Origin of the sequence: Brevibacillus formosus (genome assembly GCF_003013405.1) — a bacterium.
Lineage (GTDB): Bacteria > Bacillota > Bacilli > Brevibacillales > Brevibacillaceae > Brevibacillus > Brevibacillus formosus.
On record NZ_PXZL01000030.1, the window covers coordinates 157,774 to 181,516 of the forward strand.

Genomic DNA, 23,743 nt, shown 5'->3' on the forward strand with positions numbered 1-23,743 from the left:
ACTCACCGCTTGCTCTAAAATTCAAAATCCCAATCGACGCCCTGTGCCTGAATAAGGGCTACCTCACGGGTCAATTCAAAATCTTGCAGGAGGCGCTCAGGATCTTCCATCACCTGCTGCAACAAGCTTTTGAAGTCACTCACAAACTGCTCCATCGTCTCTCTTCGGAACAGGTCACTGCGGTAATCCAGCTTACATGTAAGTCTGTCGAAAACAGGATAAGCCGACAGATGAAGGTCAAGTTTAGCCGTGTTGTTTTGCAGTGGATAGTTTTTGACGAGCATGTCTTCCAGCTCCAATTCCCCTTCCGGATTGTCCATGTTTTGCAGGACGAAGATCGTGTCAAAAAGGGGCTGACGACCTGTATTCGGTTCAAGCCCAAGAGTCTGAACGAACAGATCAATCGGGTAATCCGCTTGTTCAAAAGAGGCTAGCGTATGCTCGCGAACCTCCGCAAGAAACTCGCGATAGGTTTTCTCGCCTTTTGGATAATTGCGCAAGGGAATTGTATTGATAAACATCCCAATCACTTCATCAAACTCTGCAAATTTACGGCCAGCTACTGGGGTTCCGACAACGACATCCTCTTGACCGCTGTATTTTGCAAGCAACATGTTGTAAACCGACAACAGCACCATGTAAAGTGTCGCTTGCTCCTGCGTTGCCAGGTCCTGCAACCGCTGCCGTTCCTCTGCCGATATATCGAACTCAATCGTCGCACCAGGATACGTAAGAGATTCTGGCCTTTCGTAATCAGTCGGAATCGATAGAAGTGGAGCCGGACTGGTAAACAACTCTGCCCAATAGTCAGCTTGAAGCTCCCCTGACTCAAGTGCAGATTCCTGCCATACAGCAAACTCTTTTTGCTGAACTTCCAATGCTGGAAGTGTCACGCCTGCATAGAGACGAACAAAGTCCTCTACGAGAATATCCATGGATACACCGTCTGAAACGATATGGTGCATATCGAATAACAAGAGATGCTTTTCCGGTGCAATCCTGATTAGCCCTGCACGCAACAAGGGAGCTTGACGCAAGTCGAATGGCCGTACAAACGTTGCCAGACTGGCCTCCAGCTGCTCTGCACTTGATTCGCTCACTTCCAAATGGAAGACCAGCGAATCATGTACAATTTGAACCACTTGCCCATCTATATAATCGAACGAGGTACGAAGAGATTCATGGCGGTCAATCAATCCTTGAAAAGCATGCTCTACCTTCTCACGGCTCAAAGCTCCCTCGATGAAACGGGCAGCCGTAATGTGAAGACTGGTGTCAGTCGGATTCACCTGTTGAAGAATAAAAAATTTGCTCTGAGCAGGCGTAACAGGATAGTACGATCTGGCTTCGACTGGGAAACGTTTTTTCAGAATCGTCTTGTCTGCTCCATCAATCACCTTGCCAAGCTCCTGAATCGTTGGGTGATTAAACATGGTTCGCAGTGGAAGCTGTACGCCAAACTGTTGTGCAATCTGCGCAGCTACTGCATTGATTTTTAACGAGTGCCCCCCCAGAGCGAAAAAATTGTCCCGAGTGCTGATTGTGTTTGGATCAAGCTGTAACACATGCGCCCAGATGTGGGTGAGAGCTTTTTCCGTCTCGGTTGTAGCTGACACAAAAATAGATGTGTCGACCCGATCCTGTATGCCAGGCTTCGGTAAAGCCCCTCTGTCCACTTTTCCGTTAGGGGTAAGCGGCAAAACGTTTTGTTTTACATAGTGCATCGGCACCATGTATTCCGGAAGCACAGTAAACAGATAATCACGCACATCTCGTGCGGAAAATTCCTCTAAGGGAACGACATAGGCACATAAGTACTTCGCACCCGTTTCCTCTGAAAGCGCCAAGACCACTGCGTCCTTAACCGCTGGATGTCTGCGCATCACCTGTTCAATCTCACTCAATTCGATTCGGTAGCCCCGAATCTTGACTTGATTGTCCATTCTCCCGAAGTACTCAATATATCCGTCCTCCGTGATACGGCCAACATCACCCGTTCGGTAGAGGACTTGGTAGTCAGTATCTTCTACCCAGCTGGCATACGGATTTGCTACAAACACTTTTTGCGTCCGTTCCTCATCTTTGTAGTAGCCGTATCCAACCCCCGGACCGGCCACACATATTTCTCCTTTTACGCCTCGCGGGCAGATACACTGATTTTGATCGAGTATGTAAATATGGGTATTCTGGATTGGTATGCCGATGGGCACCACAATCTGCTGATCGCTGGGCATTTCCCGAATAATGTGGTGGGTAATATCATCGGATGCTTCCGTTGGTCCGTACATATTCACCAATGGTATTTCCGTATAGCAGGCAAACCAGCGTCGAACCAGAGGAGCTGGCAACTCTTCTCCTGTTACTGCCATCCACCGCAGATCAGGGAAGCTGCGATCGGATTCGGGCCATTCTTGAACGAGATCGAGCAGCACGGAGAGCAGGGACGGTACCACTTCCGCTACGGTGACGCGGTTGGATCGCAGAACGTTATGAAGGGCCTGTGTATCCATTACCGTCTCTGTTTCGACCACCAGCACGGAGCCACCCACCAGCAAGACAGCCAGATATTGCCAAACAGAAATGTCGAAGCAAAGAGAAGCCGTTTGTGCAACAAGATCATCATCGCAAAGGGATAGGTCGTTGATTTTAGCGAAAATGTGGTTAATCATTCCGCGATGGTGCACCATTACGCCTTTCGGCTGTCCAGTCGTGCCCGATGTGAAAATGATGTAAGCCAAGTCTGTCCCAGCACTCTCCCGATCGATGTCTTCTCCCGACAGCAACTCTACTGATTGGTCGGATTGACCAAAGACATAGAGATACTTCAGTTCAGGTGAGGATGCCTGAATCGACTCCAATCCATCTAGCAAGTCAGGCTGAGTGATTAACCCTGCAATCTCGCTCTTCTGCACAATGTACAGGATCCGATGCTGCGGATAGTCTGGATCAATGGGTACGTAGGCACCTCCCGCCTTGAACACTGCAAGAATCGCAACAAGCGTATCCGCGTTACGCTTCATATAGATACCGATTTTGGTGCCAGGTCGTAATCCTTGCTGGATAAAATGGCGCGCAAGTCGGTTGGATCGCTCGTTTAATTCCTGATAGGAGAAAGTTGAGTTTCCGTCTGTCACCGCTTTGCGATGAGGCGTCTTTATTACCTGCTCCTCAAAGAGGCGAGCAAAGCTCTGATCGCGTGGAAAAGCAACCCGGTTGTCGTTGAATGAAAGAACTAACTCCCGAACCTCCTCCGTAGATAAGCACGCTATCTCACCAATCTTCTGATTTGGTTGGGTTACGATAACCTGATAGATACGGACCAAATGCTCCATCATCCGTTCCATCATGGGGAGTTGGTATCTTTGCCCCACGTAACGAACAAGTAATTCGAGCGAGTCCCCCTTTTTAGAAAAGAGGAGCTGCAACTCGCTCGAAACCTGTTCCAGGCTGCCCTGATCATGAAGGACGTCCAACAAGCAAGTCGCCTCAAAGAACGGTGTGCTATTCCCCTGCTGCGGTACTTGCAGATCCTCGATCAACCGCAAGATTGGGTAGTTCTGATGTTCCACAGCAGTCTTTAAGGTCTGCCGAACCTCTTGCAGCAGCTCCTTGATGCTCCATTCCGGGGGTACCTGATGACGCAAGGGCAGTACTTTGTTCAAAAACTCCCCCGGCTCTGTTTGACGAAAGATAGCCGTTCCAACGCATATGTCCTGATGTCCCGTGTATTTGGACAGCAAGATGCCAAATCCACTCAGCAAAGCCATGAACAAACGTTGATCCGAGCCATTGCTCAAATGAATCAGCGCCTTGCTGAGTTCGTCCGGGAACCTGATGGTCAGCTCACGAAGCTCAGACTGACGCTGAAACGAGGCCCGAGAGTCTGTTGGAAGGTCGAGTGAATGAAACTCTCGAGAGAGGTTCTCCATCCAATAGCCTTTTTCGCGATCAAACTGCCCACTGGCCAGCAAGATGTTTTGTGCCGTTATCGTTGTCAAGCCAATCCCTCTTTTCTGTCCGTCATGTATTTCTTAAAAAGCAAAGTCATCGTCGTCCACTTGTCCCTGTGCTACTTGTACTATTCCATGACCGATCTGAAGTTGTCCGATGGTTCGGTTCGGGTGGGCTACCATTTGCTCCAGAAGAATGACGAAGTCTTGAGCCATCTTCTCGATTGTTCTCCTGTGATACAGGTTCGTATTATATTGCCAGTGCATGCCTATGTGATCCTCAGCATTAACCACTTCCAAAGCCAGATCGAGCATGGCAGCTTTGCGTCTGAACTCGTACGGAGCAAACTCGATTTGATCGAGACGGACCTTTTGCTGCTCCACTGCATGATGCAGGGTCAGCATGGCGTCAAACAACGGGTTCCTTGCTGGATCACGAGGGAATTGAATCTGGCTTACGAGTTGATCGAATGGGTAGTCTCCATGCTCAAAACCGCTAAGCACGTTTTGGCGTACCTGCCCGATATACTCCTGGACGGTCAATTCTTTCTTCGGCCAGTTTCGCAAGGCCAAGGTGTTAACAAACATCCCCACAACAGGGGCAAACTCCGCTCGTTGTCTACCATCCATGTCGCAGCCGACGACGATGTCCTCCTGATTGCTGTATTTGGATAACAAAACAGAATAGGCGGCCAAAAGAAGCATGTACAACGTCGTGGAACTCTGACGGGTGAACGAGTCGAGTTTTTCGAGCCATTCTCCAGACAGCTCGGTCAGCAACTCGTCTCCATCAAATGTCATGGTTTTTGGGCGAGGATAATCGGTCGGGATTGCCAACGGTTGCGGCTGCCGTGAAAATGCTTCCAACCAGTAGGCTTCATGCTCTGCCCAGCCGAGCTCGGCAGCTTGTTCTCTTTGCCACCAAGCGAACTCCTTGGCCTGTACCGACAATTCCGGCAAAACCTGTCCTTGGTAAAGGTTACAAAACTCCTCAAGCAAGATGGACTTGGAAATGCCATCGGAAATAATATGGTGCATGTCGAAAATCAACAGATGGTCTTCTGATGAGAGCTCAATTAAGCCAATACGAAGCAAAGGAGCTTGCTTTAAGTCGAATGGCCGGAAAAAGCGTTCGATTGTCTTTTCCACAGCTTCCTCGTCTGTTTTCCATGTCTCGATCGGTACAGACAGGTCACTGTGTACTTTTTGTTTTACCTGACCTTCCATCAGATGAAACGAGGTGCGCAGCGCCTCATGTCGTGCGACGAGTTGATCCGCAACTTCTTGAAGACGCTCTGAATCAAGGGAACCGGTGATCCGCATAACTCCCGGTGTATGATAGCTGGTAGCAGCTTCTTCCAACTGCCACAACAGGTAAAGCCGCTCTTGCGCACCCGTGACCGGGTAATATTCCTGATCAGAGAGCAAAGCGATCGGTTTTTGCTCCATCTCTTGGAGGCTGCCCGTGATCCGATCCGCCAAACCGCGAATCGTAGGGGCATCAAACAGGTCGCGCATGGAAAGCTTCACTTGAAAGTCACTTTCAATCCTAGATAAAAGCTGAATGGCCTTCAGCGAGTGTCCTCCCTGTCCAACAAAGTGATCGAGTACACCAGGCGTTGGAATCTGTAAAACATCCGCCCACAGCTCAGCCAGCTTTTCTTCGATTGGATTTGCCGGTGGCACGTATTCACTATTAACGCTTGGCTTTACAGCTGGCAAAGCTTTGCGATCGATCTTTCCATGCGGGGTAAGCGGCATCTCGGACAGCTCCATAAAGTAACTCGGGATCATATATCCGGGGAGCCACTCCAGCAGATGCGCACGAAGCCCATCTGGCTCAACGCCATCCTTTTGCACGACATAGTAGCAAGCCAGTTCGGTCAACCCCATTTGATCAGTGATAGCCAATACAGCTACCTGATTCACAGCAGGATGCTGAAGGACGGCACGCTCAACTTCTTTCAGTTCCACACGATAGCCGCGCACTTGAACCTGATCGTCCATTCGCCCCAGATATTCAAATACTCCGGTTTCGCTGAGTAATCCGACATCTCCAGTACGGTAAAGGCGCTCGCCGGTAATGGGATGATACGTAAAAGCTTTCTCGGTCAACTCAGGCTTGCCCAAATATCCGTCGGTGATGCCAATACCTCCGATACAAATCTCGCCCTTGACTTCAGGGGGACAAATTTCCCCCGTCTGGCCAAGGATGAACATATGCGTATTGGCAATGGGCACACCAATAGGGATTCTGAGTGTTTCTTCAGCAGGCTGTTCTGTGCAAAGATAGACGGAAGCGTATATAGCTGATTCAGTCATCCCGTAAATATTGGCGATTCGGGCGACACGGAACAGACGATTCCATTCGCGAACCAGATTAGCTGTCAGTGCTTCTCCTCCATTAAATACCCACTTCAAATTGGGCAACGGATCTGCTTCATTACGAGAACTCACATGAGCCAGAAACACATTCATCATCGCTGGAACGAACTGGGTGACTGTAATGCGTTGCTCTCGCAGCCAGTCATACAACGCTCCCGGATCTTTGCCGTCTTCCTCTTTCAAAATAGACAGCTTTGATCCAACCATCAGCGGCCAAAACAATTCCCACACCGAGTCCGTAAAAGAAATCGAGGTTTTTTGGGCAACCACGTCTGTCTCGCTTAGTGGAAAAGTTTCCTCTAGCCAAAACAACGTATTCAATACCTGTTTGTGCGTAATCATGACGCCCTTCGGTGCACCGGTCGAACCAGATGTGTAGATGACATACGCAACATCATCCTCTGAACCTGCCGGGGCTATCGCTTCATCCTTTTGGCGGCGAATGTCGGACGCTGTATAGACCTTGTATCCTTCGTGATGGAAGGAAGTATCGTCCAAACAAATGATCGTTTCGATGCTGTCAGGGAGATCCGGTATGATCTCATCCAGATAGATGGATTCTGTTACAAGCACCTTGCAGCGACTATCCTGCAAAAGATACCGAATTCTAGCGCGGGGATAATGCGGATCAACCGGGACGTATCCCCCACCTGCTTGGAAGATTGCAAGAACTGCCGCTACCATACGGGAGCTCCTGTCTGCGAGAATTCCTACGAGTTGCGAAGGAACTACACCCGCATCTTTCAGGATACGGGCTAGCTGGTTTGCTTCCGTGTGCAGTTCTGCGTATGTTCTTTCTCGATCCGCCTCTACCACAGCGACTCTATCAGGCGTTTTTTCCGCTTGCTGGGCGAACAGTTCAGCGATTGTCACTTTGTTGCGATACGGTTTGTCTGTCTGATTGACTCGGCTTAACAAGTTCGCTTCATCATCAGTGAGCAGGTTAAACTCATTCAGATCCAGATCGAGCTCCATACGTCCATTCATTGCGACTCTTCCCCTTTTTAGGTGGTGGTGAAAAATTCCCGCAAACGGTTAATTCCCTCGTTATACTTCGCGGCAGAGTATGAGAGGCGCAGTGTGTTCGGGATGCCAAAGTCCGAACCCGGTACGGTCGCCACATGTGTCGCCTCGAAAATTTGCGTAGCCAACTCAAGCGAGGTGCTGATGCCTTTTCTCTTCATAAATGCTTCGCAATCAATCGTGAAGTAGAAGCTGCCTCTCGCTGGCAGAGCAAGTACATCCGGTACATTTTGGAAAGCATCTATCGTGTAATCCCGACGACCTTTGTACAGTTGGACCAAATGATCAACCTCATGCTGGTAATCAAGCGCAGTCATTGCTCCGAACTGTACGACTGGGTCAGCTGTGAGCAGTGTGTGGTGCTGAATGACCGTCAGTGGCTGCACCAGCTCATCTGGTACGATTGCATATCCGACACGTCTGCTATACATCCGATACGCTTTGGAAAACGCATCCGTTGTGATGAAGGTAGACTTGGTATTTTTCAGCTGCATGACGGATTCGCACTCGTCATCGAAGTAGGTATTCGCATAAATTTCGTCATTGATAATAGCTGCACGGCCGTCTACGATGCTGTCGATCGTATACAATTCCTCTTTTGTAAGAATATTTCCCAACGGGTTGCCAGGCGTGTTGATCACGACCACTTTCGTCTTGTCTGTGAAATTCTCTTTAAACGACTCCACATCAAGTCTCAACGTATCCAGATCAATTTTGTAATAACGAACTTTCGCACCGACTAAGAGCGCGCAGAAATGGTAAAGCGAGTAATACGGAAGTGGCAGCAACACTTCATCGCCTTCTTTAAGCAGGAGGTAGAACAGGTTGCGGAAGAGTGTGCTGGTACCGACACTAATCACGAAATTTTCCGGTTTGATTGACACATCGTATTTTGTTTTATAGTGGGTCGCGAGCTTATCTTTCAGCTCCGGCAGACCACCTGGATACACGAGCGAATATTTTTCAAAGCTGTTCAATGCCTGTTGCATGGAATTGATAATTTCGGGATGCAGCGGCATTTCTGACTTCCCAAGAGTCATGCGGATCGCTTCTCCACCGTTTCTCTCAAGCTCATTTGCCATCTGGTCAAGTACAAACATCAAAAAGCGCTCGTCGTGAAAATTAATTGAGGATCTGATTTCCATATTCTCCTACCCCTTTTATTTTATTTTGGATTTTTCTGCTAACATTTTTAGGATTTTCACATAGCGATCCGAAAGCGATTCAACATATGCCGCCTGAAGCATGGATGGATCATAGGTAAAAACGACATGGATACCTTCTGAAGTTTCCGCTACCTGAAGAACTAGCGGACTTCCGGCCATTTCTGGCTCGACTGATCGTTTCACTTCACGTTTCCAAACAGCTGACTGAGCTTTGAACGGTATCGTCTGGTTGACAAAAAGTGTCGGCCATTCCATGTGCGTCGTCGCTTGCCAGTGCTCTGACGGATACAACGCGAGTGTTTGTATTTGGGCACGTACTTGCTTCGTTTGCTCCAGTAATTGTGAAAACGAACTGATCGTCTGCATATCGATGGTGAGCGGAACGATATTGTCAAAGTTGCCTAGCATTTGTTCCAGCACATCTTGCGTACGATTCGTCGCTAATACCCCAAGCGTCAAGCTAGGCAATTGAGTGACCTGTCGAAGCAACAGCAGATAAGAGGCAAGCAAGATGTCTCCCAGCTCCTGATTGGAATGAGCAGCTACATGCAGTAAATCGGCGTGACCTGTCGGGTCGATGTACTGCTCGACTTGTCGTTTCGCTACCCCACCCGTACCAAATGGTTGAGCATAATGTGGATTCGCTGCTGTCAACCACTCGTGACGTTGGGCCTCGAGATGTCCGTAATAAAGCATTTTTTTCTGCCAAACAGCGAATGCTTCGTAGCGAGGCTGTTCTTCCACAGCTGGTGCATGCCCTTCTGCAATCGCCTGATATAGAGCCTCCCATTCCTCCAGGAGTAGTCCGAGACCTCGCCAATCACTCAAGGAGCTGTGTAGACTTCCAATCAACCGATAGCGTTCTGCAGCCAGCTTTACCAGTTCAAATCGAACCAAACGTCCTGCTTTGTCCTCAAACGGCCTCTTCTGCTCGGCAGTCAATCGTTCTCGCAACCATACCGCTGTCTCTGCCTCACTTTTCTCCTGTAAATCACAAAACGCAAGCGGAATCGGTTCAGATAAGCCTTTTGGTGACAGCAGAGGAAATCGTTGTACGAGAGCTTGCCATGCTTGCTGCATATGCGACAGTTCGATTCTGCTCCGAAGCTCGATGTCAAAACATCTGACAGCCACAATTCCATCTTCTTGTTCCTGCTTCAGCAAACGTTCCTGTACGAATGAATAGATGGGCGTTGTTTCCGAATGAAACTCGCCTAGAATCGGCTTAGGTCTTTGTGCTGCTGATTTCCCGTCGGTTAAAAGTAGGTAGGGGGCATCTGTCAGTTGCAGATTACGTCCTGTTCGGTCTGCAAAAGAAACAGGGATGCCGCACGCTATCAAAGTGTCGATCCGTTCGGTCAGATTCGCGACCCGATCCTCGACTTGGTAAACACCACAACCACTTTTCATGAGCTCCCGCTGTTCTTGCGAGTGCTCCATTCGAGGCTCAACTAACTGGATGCTGCTCTCTTCCGCTTTGCCTAGTGTGATGATACTGGCTTGCGTTTGCCGATCCAGATATTTCTCGTAAACACGGTAGCCTAGAAAGGTAAAGAACGACAGTGCCTGATCAACATCTGGTGTAAGCAACCGGATAGCAGATCGCTGATCACTGCTTTGCCATTCGTCATGCTTCATATCCTCGCTCTCAACAAGTTCAATCAAGCCTACCGATTCCACAAAGAGAAAGGCAACGAGTCTATGATTGAAAAGTACTGCTGGCTTAGGAGCGCTGACCAAATCATATTTGAACCCGGAACCAACTAACCTTTTCAAAAATTGAGTAATATTGGAAATTGAATAACATAAATGGTACGGACCCGTCCCCTTCTCTTCCAACAAACGAACGCAAGGTGACGTTTCATCCACAGGTGCAATCAGCTCGATTGGCACACAGCCCGGTTTCATGCACATCGAAAGATAGACATTTTGTTCTGGATCATGAAGGGAATCGCTCGCATCAAATCCGAGAGTGCCATACATGATTTGAGCCGGGCCTAATTCTGGAACTGCAACTCCGACATGGTGAAGGCGGTTCATCACGCCCTCTTTTTCTGTTTGGTGATGTACGATGTCAACATCATCCAATCGCTGTTTTGGGTGCTTCAGAAGCGCTGCGAGCACACGCAAATAGTTGTCAGCAAAGCCTTCCATTGTCTCCGCTTTAAACAACTGGGTATCGTATTCAAGCACGCACCTGAATTGATCAGCGAGTGGTGTAATATCCAGCTTAAAGTCGAGCTTCGACGTCTTTGATTCATGCGGAACCTCTTCAAATTGCACGTCGCCAAGGGTAAACCTGACTTCTTGCTCGCGCTGGTTATGGAAGATCAGCATCGTATCAAACAATGGATTTTGCGTTTGCTGGATACCTGCGGCACTACGAGCAACGATTTCTTCAAACGGATAATCCTGATGTTCGTAGGCCAGTAACAGACTGCGCTGAACCTCTTGTACAAAATCGGAATACACAAGGTCGGCACGAGGACGATTTCGAATCGGAAGGAAGTTGATAAAGACGCCGACGATTCGCTCCAAATCGGGATGGTTTCGGCCTGCTACAAGAGAACCGACAACGAAATCTTCCTGAGACGTGTATTTCATCAGCAACACATAATAAACCGACATCAAAACAGCATGGACAGTCACTTCGTTCTGCTTGGCAAATGCATGCAAATCACCGTACGTTGAATCAGTAATAAAGAACGTATGGTGATCCCCCTGAAATGTCTTAACAGAAGGACGCGGGTAATCCAGTGGAAAAGACATGAGCGGGACTCGGTCACTAAAAGTGTCCACCCAGTATTTTTCCTGCTGATTCCACTGCTCGCTCCCCCGCTTCTGCCACTGCCAATCGGCGTAGTCCTTGTATTGAATAGGCAGTGCAGGCAGCTCTTCACCCATATATAACCTGGCAAAGTCCTCCATTAACACATTCAGTGAAATGCCATCCAAAATAATATGATGAGAGTTGAAAAGCAGATAATGCTGGGTAGCTGTGACCTCGACTAAGTAAACCTGAAGAAGAGGTGCTTTCGTCAAATCAAAAGATTGCCGGAAGTCTTCCATCAGTTCGTCCAATGTCCTGCCGTCGCTATGAATGGTTTGGATCTCAAATGGCACTTTGTCGCTGATGTACTGGTACACTTCTCCATCCCGTACTGCAAACGAAGTACGGAATGCTTCATGCCTTTGGATGATTTCCTTAAATACACGTTTCACTCGACTTACATCCAGATGACCGTTCACCGCGATTACACCCGACATGTTGTAGCTGGTGCTTTCGCCTTCGATCCCATGCATCACGAAAATTCGTTTCTGTGAGGAAGAAGCCCTGTATCTCTCGGCTTGACCGACCCGATCAATCGGCGCGTAGGATATCGGCTGTCTCCCCCTGATGCGGTCCGCTAATTGTCGAATGGTCGGATTCTGGAATACATCCCTGATCGTGATGTCTGTTTTTCTTTCTTTTTGCAATCTGGTCACGAGTTGAGCAGCCTTCAGCGAGTGGCCTCCTAGCGAGAAAAAATGATCGTGTACGCTTACTTTTTCGACTGCCAAAAGCTCTCGCCATATTTGTGCCAATTGCTGCTCAAGTTCATCTGCTGGGGCCTCTTCCTTTCCCTTGCGATACTGCGTGTAATCCAGACGTTGCAAGGCTGTTTTGTCTACTTTTCCACTCTGCGTCCGAGGCAAGGCATCAAGATGGACGAAAAAGGCTGGTAGCATATAGTCAGGCAGATAAGTCAGCACTGCTTCACGCAGAACGAGTTCCTCAATGGGATGCATCGCAACCAAGCATGCAACCAGATAAGGATCGCGCTTTGACTCCTGAATGGCCACTACCGCTGCTTCCCGAACACCAGGCTGACGGCGCAGGACAGCTTCAATTTCCTCCAATTCAACACGGTTGCCGCGAATCTTGATCTGGAAATCCTTGCGGCCAAAATATTGCAGATGTCCTTCATCCGTCCAGCAAGCCAAGTCTCCCGTACGATAAAGTCTGCCATACGGGGTCAGCATATAGGACGCTCTGGTCTTTTCCTCGTCAGCGATATAACCTTCCGTTACACCCATCCCGCCCACGTACATTTCCCCTATTACCCCTTTGGGCAACAGATGAAAATCCTGGTCGAGAAGAAAGACACGAACGTTGTAACTCGGATGTCCAATCGGAAGCGGGTTTTCAAAAGGCCCTTGTTGCGGTACACAATACCCAGATGCCGAAATACTATTTTCCGTCGGGCCATATAAATTGTACATTTGAGCTTGAGGGAGCAAGGCAGCATGTCGTTCCACCAATGAAGAAGACAGCATCTCTCCTGTACACAACACTTTTTGAATTGAATCCAGCGAGCCATCAGCCGCGTGGTCAAGCAAAGCGTGATACATCGTAGGGACGACGAGTATCACGTTTGCTTGTTGGCTCTCGATGGCAGCCGCGAGCTTTTGCGGGGACTTGTTTTCATGTCGTTGCAACAAGCAAAGGGTACCACCGCTGATCAGTGTGCAGAAAATCTCGACAACGGATGCGTCAAAAGTTAACGTGGCGATCTGCAACGTTCTCGTCTGCTCTTTGAACCCGACAAATTCAATGTGCCACCAAAGAGCGTTGATTAATTGATCATGCTTTACACGCACACCTTTTGGCGTACCTGTCGAACCAGAAGTAAAGATGGCATACGCCGTACTCGAAGGTGCCGCTTTTCGCTGTGGTGTTTGAGTTAATTCCTGTGCCCAGCATGCTGGTTCATCCAGACGAAACACCCTTGTTTGCAAGTCAGCGACGAGCTCCAGATAGCTGCCCTCTGTCACAATCAGAATAGGCTGAATCTGGCTTACAATCTGTTCGATTCGCGCTTTCGGCAAGTCTGGATCAAGCGGGACATAGTAACACCCAGCTTTGAGGATAGCCAGCAGTGCAATAATCATTTCAGGGGAACGATCACACATGATAACTATCGGTTTACCTGCATCTGTCACCTCCTTTTGCAGAGCCCAAGACAAGCGATTGGCTTGTTCTTGTAACTCCTTGTAGGTCACAGTCTGCTTTCCTTGTACAAGCGCAACTGCATCCGGTGTTTTTTCTGCCGCCTGATCAATCAACTCGTGCACGCAGTAGTTACTCGGAACTGGCACGACCTTCATCTGTTCCTCAATCATCTCGTGCCGCTCATGATCACTGAGCAGGGTAAGATCACGAATCTCTTGATCCGGATCAGCCGCAATCTGCTCGAGAAGGCTCTGATAGTGAAGCGCCAGGCGTTCGATATCCTTCGCATGAAACTTCCATGCCTGGTAGTTGACATGGACTGTCCATTCATCACCTGGTGTTACTTCTAGCACCATTAGATAATCCGTTGTTTCATGTGATGTGATACTCTCCAGCTCGAAGTCAAGTTGCAATCCGGCCAGTGTCTTGTCGATTGGGTAGTTTTGGAAAACAAACAAACTGTGCGCCAAAGGGGTTTGTGCGTCCATCTCAGAGCAGTTTTTCAACTCAACCGATGGCACGTACAAATGCGGAGCCATCTGGTGCTGTTCTTCCATCATGACACTCAGCAGATCTTTGACTGTTGTCGTTTCAGTCCGTTTGACCCGCAGCGGGTACGTTTTGATGAAGAGGCCGACGATTTCCTCTACTCCAGTGAGATGGGCAGGCCGTCCGGCGTATGCCACTTCAAATAGAGCATCCCGCGTATCGCCATATTTTTGCAGTAAAATACCCCAAGCGGCTTGCAACAGTGTACTGATTGTCACGCGGTTACGCTTGGATGTTTCCTCCAATGTCTCCGTAAGCGTTCGACTGAGCCGAAGATGATAGGAAGAATACCGCCTCTCTTCGTTACGATCCCGCATATATGGAAGCGGCGTAGGAGAGCTAATTCCTTGTAAGGAATCTTTCCAATACGATAACGATTGTTCGATCGGTGCTTCTTTGAGAAAACGCAGATACTCCTTGTATTTCGCCTTCTGTTTGATCGCAGGGCTCAGCCCCGAACATAATTGTCCATATGCTGTAAATATCTCTCTTAGGAGAATGCCGGAGCTCCATCCGTCCATGAGAATGTGATGAAATGACCATATGACTTCATAGCGATACAACTCCATCCTTACTACTTGAATGCGAATGGTATTGCCCAACTCAAGCGTGAAAGGTGTTTGCTTGTCCTGAGACAACAAGGCAGACAGTTTTCTTTCACGCGCTCCAGATGGTAACTCGCTCCAATCGAAGTAAGGAATCTCCAATGTCTTTTGCTTGAGAATGAGCTGGACAGGGGCTTGAAGCCCCTCCCAGCGAAAAACCGTACGAAGCATTTCATTTGCCTCAAATGCCATCGAAACAGCCTGCGTAAACAACTCCAGCTGAAACTTGCCACGAAGGGTTAGCCGATGCTGTTCGAAATACAGATTGGAATCCTTTTGGAGTCGGTAGTAAAACAGCATGCCCTCCTGCGTTGGACTTAACGGCAAAATGTCAGCTACATTGTTTTTGTCGATCTTGTTCATCACAATTTTCTCTCCTGACTCCCTTACCGAACCACTTCACTCGGCAGGTTTTCCACGATCTCCCCATCTGCATTCACATACGGCAAGCCATTGTGTTCGAATACATGGTCGAGGCAGTACATCTCTCCCTGTTTGTAGTCCAAAATCATCAGGTCTTCTGAACGAGTTGGGATCAATTCCTTCAACCGCTCTGGAAGATAGTCTGGTCCGACTGCTTGATGCCATTTCAAAACAATTTTTTCAGGACGCTCGGCTGTCGGATAAAAGCCACAAATCTCTAATTTTCCAAAGTCGTGCGAAGTAAGAAGTACCCCTTTTTTCTCCAAGCCACCCAGATTGCGCTTGGACTCGGCCACATTCCGGAACGCCTCGTCCAATGGAATGGCATACTGCTCGACTCCCCTGACTGGCATAAACACCGTCAAATAATACGAAATGATTCGATTATCCAGGAACTTGCGCTGCAAGTCGATCAACGTCTCGACAGAATCGTTAACACCACGAATGATGGCAGGCTGTCCGCGAATCTGTACACCAACGGATAGCAGCGCTTGCGTTGCTTGGATCGAAACGTCACTTATTTCTCCTGGATGGTTGAACTGGGAAATCACACTTACCTGCTTGCCGGGCGTCTGTCTTACTTGGTCAAAAAACGCGAGCAGCTCTCCATCAAGAAAACGAGCAGGATCATAGGCCAAAGCCTTGGTTGCAAAGCGAACGAGCCGAATACTCTTCACACTCAATAGCGTGCTAATCAGCTTGATTAAGTCAGAGGTTTTACGGAAGGAAGCAGGATCTCCACCGGTAAAGAGGACATTATCGATGTACGGATGTGCCTCCAAATACTGCACAGCCCTTTCTGCTTTTTCCATAATATTGGTGTATCCAATATCCTCGTGGCGAATTTCATTCACTTTATAGCAGAACTGGCAGTTGGCAATACAAAAGTCGTCGATGTGAAGTAACAATGTCTTTTTGTACTTGTGTTGCAGGAAAGCTGTTTCATCCTGACGGTACGACTTGTTTCCATATGGATCAAAGCGGCCTTTATAGGGTTTCTCTCCTGGTGGCGGAAGCACGATATTGATCATCTGGGTACGATAAGGCTCCGATTGACCCGCAATCAACTCGGCATAATAGCGAGTCACCTTGAATGGCATATAAGACTGCTCCAGTAATGCACTGCGTTCTTCCCGCTCAGCTTCTGTAAAGCCGACAATTGTTGCGAACTCCTCAAATCCTTTTTTTCCCATTAATACCTTGACACTCAATGTAATCCCTCCTGTCATTTATTAAACACTGGTCATCTTTGCTTTCTCGGAAAACTCGGTCAACCATGAGACTCGCTTTGTTATCCAAACAGCAAATCCAGCTCTTTTTGCGTCAATTCCACATCTTCAAAATCCGATGGAGTAAATTCTGGGACCTCCTGACTGCAACAATGATCAATGAGCTGCTCCAATTCATTGAAAAACAACGCAAGCAACTTCTCCATGGTCTCCTCGCGATACTTGCGCAAGCTGAACGTAACAGAAACCTGAAGTTTTCCTTGACGAATGAGAGCAGCCACGTCAAGCAGTGCGGTCAAATGATTACCCACCCCGGCATCTACCGCCAAGTTTCCTCCCATTAGTACCAGATCATTACTCAGTTGATTATCAACGGATCCCAGATAATTGAATCGAACATGTGACTTTTCCTCTGCCGCGAGTAGCTGAGGCTTTAGCCAGCCAAACCCAAGTCCCCCCATCGGAATCTGACGTAATTTCTCCTTTACTGCTTTTAGGTGATCAGTTCGATTGGATGGATTCGTTTCGAACAGAACAGGATACATACTTGTAAACCATCCTACTGTTCTAGTTACGTTCATCGTATGAATAGAAGACTCACGCCCATGCGACTCCATTACCAGCAAGAGACGCTCCCTATCAAACACATCAGACAAAGTCCGGGTAAGTGCTGCAACCAATAGGTCTTGGGGACCCGTGTTGAACATTTGGTTGGCCGTTGTCAAAAGTCGCGACGTCATCTCGGCTGAAAGAGTGCGTGTAGATGTAGCGCTGTATTCTACCAAGTCTTCGCCAAAATCGTAGTCAGTCGGCAGTTTGTCTTCCGGGATGGCAAACGTGTCCCAATATTCTTTTTCTTTGCTCGCCTGATCCGACTGGTAAAAGGCGGAGACTTCCTTGATCCACGCTTGCATTGAATGTGTTTTATCCGGCAAGACAATTGGCTCATTACGTTTCAGACTAGCCAAGGCGCTCATCAAATCTTCCAGGAGAATCCTCCATGAGACACCGTCGACAACAAGATGATGGGCCGTCAGAAACAATCGCTGAGGTCGATCGGGACCTAACTCAAAGAGACAACCGGTAAACAGCAAAGATTCTTCCAACTTGAAGCTAACAGCGCAAGCTCTCATCGCCTCAAGCATTCTACTCTCTTGTTCCTCTTTCGGTACAGCAGAGAGGTCGACGTAAGATACTAACGCTCGATTCGTCAGGTGGCGCTCATTGTAAAAGAGCTTCCCCTCTTTTGCCGAGTAATTGAGTCGCAGACAATCGTGATGGTTAACCAGTGCAGACAGACTCGTTTCAAACTCCTCCAGCGTTACTTTTTCCTTGCTTTCAAGGAGCAACGACTGGTTCCAATGATCAGCATTGCGGAACTGTTGTGACAAAAACCAAGAAACGATGGGAGATGACGGCAACTCGCCAGTACACGGCTCTTGTGAGATCTGTTCCACTCCCCAGCTCCAGTCACTTCTCGCTTTTAATTCTGCAATCGTGTCATAAATCAAGATGTCTCTTACCGGAATCTTGATTCCTCGCTGATGCAATCGATAGGAAACCTGAATCGCCTTGATCGAATCCCCCCCTAGTTGGGAAAACGGGTCATGTAGACCAAATGGTGAACGACCAAGCACACTCTCATACACTTCAACCAATAGCTTGTCGAACTCGTCACGAGGACTGATTTCATCCTCCGTACCTTTTCGCTCCATGACAGGTTCGGGAAGCTGTTTTCGATCTACCTTGCCATTTGAGGTCAGCGGAAACTGATCAAGCTGCACGATTTGCGAAGGGATCATGTATGCAGGCAATCGATCTGCCAGTTCTTCGCGGAGATCTTTTTCCCGGAAAGATGTTTCCGTGATCACATAAGCACAAAGGTATTTACGCCCCCACGTATCCAAGCGATCAATCACCACTGCCTCACGCACTGAAGAATGACCAAGGAGCTGCTGTTCAATTTCACCCAATTCAATGCGGTAACCATGAATTTTCACCTGATAGTCAGCCCGCCCCAGATACTCCATGACTCCATTGGGCCGATAGCGAACCAGATCGCCCGTCTTGTACATCACTTTACCTGGCTGAAATGGATCGGGTAGAAAACGCTCTTGCGTCAATTCCTCGCGGTTAAGATACCCCCGTGCCACACTATCTCCCGAGATGAATAGCTCTCCTGTCGATCCGATTGGGATTGGTTTCCCATATGAATCCAAAATGTAGAGCTGCACGTTACTGATCGGATGTCCAATCGGCACAGAACCTTCGACATCGATCTCTGGATCGTATTGATAGATCATGCACCCGACTACTGTCTCGGTAGGGCCATACTCATTGAGGATTTCGATTTGTCCGTTCCATTTGGCATGAATCGCCTCAGCCAGACTCACCTTCAAGTCCTCGCCGCCCACTATCACTCTCTTCACCGTGGTAGTAGGAAGCGCGATTTCTTGCAGCAAAAACAGATGGGCAGGTGTCAGCTTTACAACATGGGAGCGTCCGTCGCTAAAGATGCGCGATAAGACAAACTCTGAGTCTGAGTGCGGATAGATAACCATCCGATTTCCTTTTACCAACGGGCAGAAAATGGACGTAACCGTCAAATCAAATGCCAGTGAGGAATAGAAAGCAAACGCTTCTTCAGGACAAGAGAGATAGCGGTCTTTCGCCCACGAAATATAGTTGACGAGCCCCCGATGAGTAACCATGACTCCCTTCGGATTTCCTGTAGAGCCTGAAGTATAAATGACATAGGCTAAATCATCTGGCTGATTGACCGATTCCAGCATTACGCCATCATTTAGATACAGGGACGAATCACCAAGCTCCAGGATTTCTTTGGACCATGAGATATCCTCTGCTCGCGAAGTGTGACGAAGCAACAGGTCCGCTTTAGAATCAGACAGCAGATATTCAATGCGCTGAGAAGGGAGTTGAGGATCAATCGGAAGGTAAGCCCCGCCAGCTTTTAGCACGGCCAACAGCCCGATGATCATCTCTGGAGAATGATCTGCCAGCAACGCCACAATTACGTCAGGGCCAACTCCTCGGTTTCGCAACGATTGAGCGAGTCGATTCACTTGATCATGCAGTTCCTGAAATGTCAGCGTGCGCCTATCTGACTCCAATGCCACTCCCTGTGGCGACCGTATTACTTGCTCTTCAAACAACTGGACAACTGTCTTCTCCCTAGGATAGGAAGCCGCCGTATCGTTCCACGCATGGAGTTGTAGTGCCAGCTCTTCGTCAGCTAGGAAGTTAAGATTGGAGAGCGGAACTTCTGGATTCGAAATCATCTGATTGAGCAGCCTTACGAGATGATCCGCTATTCGGTCAATATCCTCTCCCGTGTACTCGGCTATCTTATAGTCCAATTCCAGCGTCAATCGTTCATCTGTTGCCCATTCTCTGATAATCACTTGGAGCGAATACAACTGGTGACCGTTGTAAAACTCCTCATTGGTCACGGAGTACCCGCCGAGGGTGAAGGGAAGCTGCGTGCTGTAATAATTCACACAAATCTGAAACAGGCTGTCATAGCCATGTTTCTTCAGCTCCAACTCTTGAGCCAACAAATCGTACGGATATTTCTGATGAAAAAAACAGGAAGTGAGTTCCCTGTTGACATATTTAACATAATCGAAGGCATCCATTTCCATCGGCACTGCCAGACGAAATGGCATAGTGCTGGTGAACATCCCGAATATTTTGCGCTCCACTTTTCCTGAACGGTTTAAAAGCGGTGTACCGATCACAATTTCTTCTTGCCTCGTACAACGCTGAAGGTAAAGGCTGACGAGAGCCACAAACAAGGAATTTAGCGAGCATTTCATCTGGTCTGCAAACTGGCGTATTCTTATCGAATCTTCCCGGTTAAATGCATAGACTTTGCGCTTGCCTTCGGTAGTATCTGTTGCCTTTTGTAATGTCGTGATCACAGGCAAGCTCTGAAACTTGTCCCGCCAGTACCGCTTGTCCTTTTCAAATCTCTCAGACAGAGAATAGGCATGCTCCCTTTCGACAAAAGCTTGATAAGGGTGTTCATCTCCAACATGAACGGCACCGCCAGCCAGCAACGTGTCATAATAGTGAGAAATTTGCTCTGTCATGATTGAGATGGACCAACCATCAGCAATCAAATGGTGCAGCTTTACAAAATACCCCGCTTCTTCCTCACTCAGTTGAATCAGACAAAAGTAGAACAGAGGCTCTTGTCCGATCGAAAATGGCTTTGCAAACAAAGCTTGCAGGAATTGTCTGCACTGATCAGGGGCATTCGGTTCCTGGCTGAAATCAAACACCTGCAATGGCTGCGGTTCGTACTCTCCAACAAACTGAAGGACTGTCTCTTCCTCTCGATAGTTGAGTCGCAAAGCATCGTTCTTTTGAATGAACAGGTGAATGGCCGCTTCCAATACATCCAATTTTACCTTTCCTTGAACCCGCACCATCCCACCTAACGTATGGATAGGAAGCTGTGGATGCAATTTTTCCGTATACCAGATACGCTTTTGTGGATGACTTAAAGGGTATCCCACCTTCGATTGCTTCTTATCCTGACGCAATGCATATCCCCCCTTTCGGAATTGTACAGATGTAATCACAACTCAGACATGGTAAAAAATATTATTGATTACAAATACTTCCATCCCCAACTATATAGATGCATCTTCTATAGTGTCAAATGAATTTTCCATAAAATGTTATTTATGAAAATTTAATGAATTATATCTCTTCCCCTTTCTCTAGCTTTGCTTATAAAAGAAAAAAATTTGTGCACTCTATTGATTTTGGCTGTCTTTTCACGTAGGATAAATGTAATATATTGGTAAAAACAAGTTCCCGGAAGGATGAATGTGATTAGATGTCTGTGACACTTCGTGAAGTAACTTTGGAAAACTGGGAAGAGTGTATTGAACTGGAACCTACTCCCGAACAGAGCGAGTTTGTTGCCCCGAACCTCTACTCCATCGCTGAATCAAAGTTTCAAACTACATTTGTTCCTTTGGCCATATACCATGATGACACAATGGTTGGCTTTGTCATGTATGGGCTTGACCCTGACGATGGCAACTACTGGATTTACAGACTCTTAATTGATGCGAAGTACCAGCGACTAGGCTACGGACGTGCTGCGATTGCGCAAGTTATTGATATCCTGAAAGCGAAGGAAGATTGTAAAAAGATTGTCATTGGTTATGCCCCGGCAAATGTCGCAGCTGAAAATCTTTACGCTTCACTCGGATTCCAAAAAAATGGTATGGTTCTGTTTGGCGAGACGATTGCTGAATTGAACTTTTAGGCGAATTTTCGTTACCCAAAAATCAAACAGCGGCGACCTAAGACCTGAAAATCAAGTCTTAGACTCGCCGCTGTTTGATTTGTTTTCACGTAAATTAAAAAAGCACACCTTCCATGTGTCTGTAAACATCATGGTTAGTGTGCATTCGTTTTTGATATGGTGCCGGTGAAGGGACTTGAACCCCCACGGTTTCCCTCACGATTTTGAGTCGCGCGCGTCTGCCATTCCGCCACACCGGCAAGTAAAACTATGAATAAATTAGCACATCATCGATAGAAAATCAATGGTGGGGAGAGACGGATTCGAACCGCCGAACCCGGAGGGAGCAGATTTACAGTCTGCCGTGTTTAGCCACTTCACTATCTCCCCACAATATGTGCTGTCTATCTTCTGCGTCTACTCTATTCAACCAGAAGCGACATTTATTAATTTATCATGAACTTTGTTTGACGTCAATATATTTATTTAGATTGACTCTCTTTTTTCGCCAAGATCTCCTGTGCCCACTCGTGAAAAACGCGCAGTGCTTCGTCTACTTCTTGGAATGTTGCTTCTCCCTCACAGGAGTATTCCGGGAAGTCTAGTATGCGATTTTTGCGAACCTTCACTTGCCCTTCTTCGCATTTTATTTCCAAGAAGTAGGGAACAGCTTCATCTATCCCATAACTGTTTTCTAAAAACTCGTAGGTACGTACCCACTCCAAGATTCGAACTTCCGATGCTTTTAAGCGAAGCACCTGCTCCAAAGACATAATCGTTTCATTCCCGTAATAATACATGTTATTCAGCCCTTCTGCATGAAAATGGACGGAGCCGTGACTCCGCCCTGTTATTGATGTGATAGATTAGATCGAGGAAAGCAGCTCTCTCAGTTCTTTGACAATCACTTGCTGGTAGCCAGTGCCTTCTCCATACTGCTCGAGCATTTCGGCACGCGCCACTTTGATCTTGTCTTCATAATCCGTGGCGTTTCGGTCCGGGTTTTGTTGTTTGAATGCCGTCATGACAGCTTGGACATGCTTTGGTCTCGGTCCCCATTTGGCGAGAACATGTCCACCCGTATCCGCGAAAATAACAACAGGGATCGCCCGACCGCCCATAGTAAGAAACTCATCCATGAGATCGAGGTGCTCTTCCATTACCATAATTTCCACTGGCATGTCTGTTTCTTTCAGAGCATGCAAGACGACTGGCAAGTTGCGAACGACGTCGCCACACCAGTCCGCAGCCAAAATCAAGCATCTAAGGTCATCACGATGCTGGAGAGAGGCAAAAAACGCACGGTCTTGTTCATCCTCCCATGAAAATGCATCCGACCAGTTTTGGTATGTATCCTGATTTTTAGTCATACTTTCCACAAACGCTTGTGGCTTGAGCCCCGTACGGAATTTATGTGCTACATTTGCCCCCATCTTTTCTCCTCCTTTTGTATCACTCGCCTATTCTTGGTTTTTATGCGCTTCTTCGTTTGCTTCCTTTTCTTGATTAGCCAGCTCCATCATTTTTTGCAACAAGATGTGCTGCGGCATGTGCATGAGACGCTCCAAGGGTACCTGAAGCGCTTCGGCCAGCTTGACAGCCGTCTCCGGTGATATTTGTAATGGACGCATGTCATTTTTGCTCCTTTCCCTTGCTTTCATCAGTCTCTTCAGTATAATACACAGCCATTAAACCTGCCAGCATACAAGCCTGGCAATGGGTAGCCTTTGACCTTTGTAGCATGTTGGCTTTAGTGATCTCCTTCTTTCACATGTACTCCGGCCACATTCTTAATGAAAATTTAAAAAAGAGCCACCGGTAGGCAGCTCCAAAATAGAGTCAGGCTGTGGCTCCCTTCTCACCGCACGCGAAGCGACTATCTCTCGTGAACAGAATATTCCGCACATGGAAAGGACGGGCTATGGCTTCTGTCTTGTGAGAATGCACGGTACACCAAAGCCGATCGCACCGGGCCGAGACATCTGTTCCAGATATGCCAATCCTCGCGCGCATTGCTGCTTGCAAATTTGACATGTATGGGACGATACGATTTTCAGCTGCATTTGATTCGGGTGCTGCCGCGTGTCCTTCTTCTTGATCTTTTTACCCTTGGCCATCCGTTTGCCTCCCTTTGCC

Annotated in this window: 11 protein-coding genes and 2 tRNA genes; 1 reads left to right on the plus strand and 12 read right to left on the minus strand. The window is 47.8% G+C overall.

The window, feature by feature from the left end:
* Positions 1–14 precede the first annotated feature (14 nt).
* The 6 genes from edeK to edeP form a co-directional block, all read right to left on the minus strand.
* Positions 15–3,998 carry an edeine non-ribosomal peptide synthetase EdeK gene (edeK, locus tag C7R91_RS23455; protein ID WP_047067473.1) on the minus strand — a complete coding sequence of 1,328 codons (3,984 nt, stop codon included), beginning with the start codon at positions 3,996–3,998 and terminating at the stop codon, positions 15–17.
* Positions 3,999–4,031: 33 nt separating this feature from the next.
* Positions 4,032–7,322, minus strand: coding sequence for an edeine non-ribosomal peptide synthetase EdeL (edeL, locus tag C7R91_RS23460; protein WP_047067475.1), 3,291 nt, complete (start codon positions 7,320–7,322; stop codon positions 4,032–4,034).
* A 17-nt stretch (positions 7,323–7,339) separates the two neighbouring features.
* Entirely contained in the window at positions 7,340–8,503 is a 1,164-nt protein-coding gene (locus C7R91_RS23465) for a pyridoxal phosphate-dependent aminotransferase (RefSeq protein WP_047067476.1), read from the minus strand.
* 15 nt (positions 8,504–8,518) lie between these two features.
* Positions 8,519–15,034 (minus strand): edeine non-ribosomal peptide synthetase EdeN, encoded by a 6,516-nt coding sequence (gene edeN, locus C7R91_RS23470; protein WP_047067478.1) that lies wholly within the window; start codon positions 15,032–15,034, stop codon positions 8,519–8,521.
* A gap of 23 nt (positions 15,035–15,057) precedes the next feature.
* On the minus strand, positions 15,058–16,305 hold the full coding sequence (locus C7R91_RS23475) for a lysine 2,3-aminomutase (protein WP_047067480.1): 1,248 nt from the start codon (positions 16,303–16,305) through the stop codon (positions 15,058–15,060).
* Positions 16,306–16,385: 80 nt separating this feature from the next.
* Positions 16,386–20,891: an edeine non-ribosomal peptide synthetase EdeP gene (edeP, locus tag C7R91_RS23480; RefSeq protein WP_047067482.1), complete on the minus strand. Its 4,506-nt coding sequence runs from the start codon at positions 20,889–20,891 to the stop codon at positions 16,386–16,388.
* Between the two features lie 299 nt (positions 20,892–21,190).
* Here edeP and edeQ point away from each other — a divergent pair, with 299 nt between their 5' ends.
* Entirely contained in the window at positions 21,191–21,628 is a 438-nt protein-coding gene (edeQ, locus tag C7R91_RS23485) for an edeine self-resistance N-acetyltransferase EdeQ (protein ID WP_047067484.1), read from the plus strand.
* A gap of 157 nt (positions 21,629–21,785) precedes the next feature.
* Here the strand turns inward: edeQ and C7R91_RS23490 are convergent.
* The 6 genes from C7R91_RS23490 to C7R91_RS23515 all read right to left on the minus strand — a co-directional run bounded on the left by C7R91_RS23490 (position 21,786) and on the right by C7R91_RS23515 (position 23,724).
* Positions 21,786–21,867 (minus strand) — tRNA-Leu (locus tag C7R91_RS23490).
* Positions 21,868–21,912: 45 nt separating this feature from the next.
* Positions 21,913–21,997, minus strand: a tRNA-Tyr gene (locus tag C7R91_RS23495).
* A gap of 92 nt (positions 21,998–22,089) precedes the next feature.
* Complete coding sequence (locus C7R91_RS23500; protein ID WP_047067485.1) at positions 22,090–22,407, minus strand: hypothetical protein; 318 nt, start codon at positions 22,405–22,407, stop codon at positions 22,090–22,092.
* Between the two features lie 66 nt (positions 22,408–22,473).
* Entirely contained in the window at positions 22,474–23,040 is a 567-nt protein-coding gene (locus C7R91_RS23505; RefSeq protein ID WP_047067487.1) for a thioredoxin family protein, read from the minus strand.
* Positions 23,041–23,067: 27 nt separating this feature from the next.
* Positions 23,068–23,238, minus strand: a complete 171-nt coding sequence (locus C7R91_RS23510) for a YycC family protein (protein WP_083994996.1) — start codon at positions 23,236–23,238, stop codon at positions 23,068–23,070.
* A gap of 288 nt (positions 23,239–23,526) precedes the next feature.
* Positions 23,527–23,724 carry a hypothetical protein gene (locus tag C7R91_RS23515; RefSeq protein ID WP_047067488.1) on the minus strand — a complete coding sequence of 66 codons (198 nt, stop codon included), beginning with the start codon at positions 23,722–23,724 and terminating at the stop codon, positions 23,527–23,529.
* Between the last annotated feature and the right edge of the window lie 19 nt (positions 23,725–23,743).

Bases quoted from the DNA above. Each gene is read 5' to 3' on its own strand.
- C7R91_RS23515 (WP_047067488.1), bottom strand. From the start codon at position 23,724: ATGGCCAAGGGTAAAAAGATCAAGAAGAAGGACACGCGGCAGCACCCG.
- edeL (WP_047067475.1), bottom strand. From the start codon at position 7,322: ATGAATGGACGTATGGAGCTCGATCTGGATCTGAATGAGTTTAACCTG.
- C7R91_RS23510 (WP_083994996.1), bottom strand. From the start codon at position 23,238: ATGCGTCCATTACAAATATCACCGGAGACGGCTGTCAAGCTGGCCGAA.
- edeN (WP_047067478.1), bottom strand. From the start codon at position 15,034: ATGAACAAGATCGACAAAAACAATGTAGCTGACATTTTGCCGTTAAGT.
- C7R91_RS23500 (WP_047067485.1), bottom strand. From the start codon at position 22,407: ATGTATTATTACGGGAATGAAACGATTATGTCTTTGGAGCAGGTGCTT.
- C7R91_RS23505 (WP_047067487.1), bottom strand. From the start codon at position 23,040: ATGGGGGCAAATGTAGCACATAAATTCCGTACGGGGCTCAAGCCACAA.
- C7R91_RS23465 (WP_047067476.1), bottom strand. From the start codon at position 8,503: ATGGAAATCAGATCCTCAATTAATTTTCACGACGAGCGCTTTTTGATG.
- edeQ (WP_047067484.1), top strand. From the start codon at position 21,191: ATGTCTGTGACACTTCGTGAAGTAACTTTGGAAAACTGGGAAGAGTGT.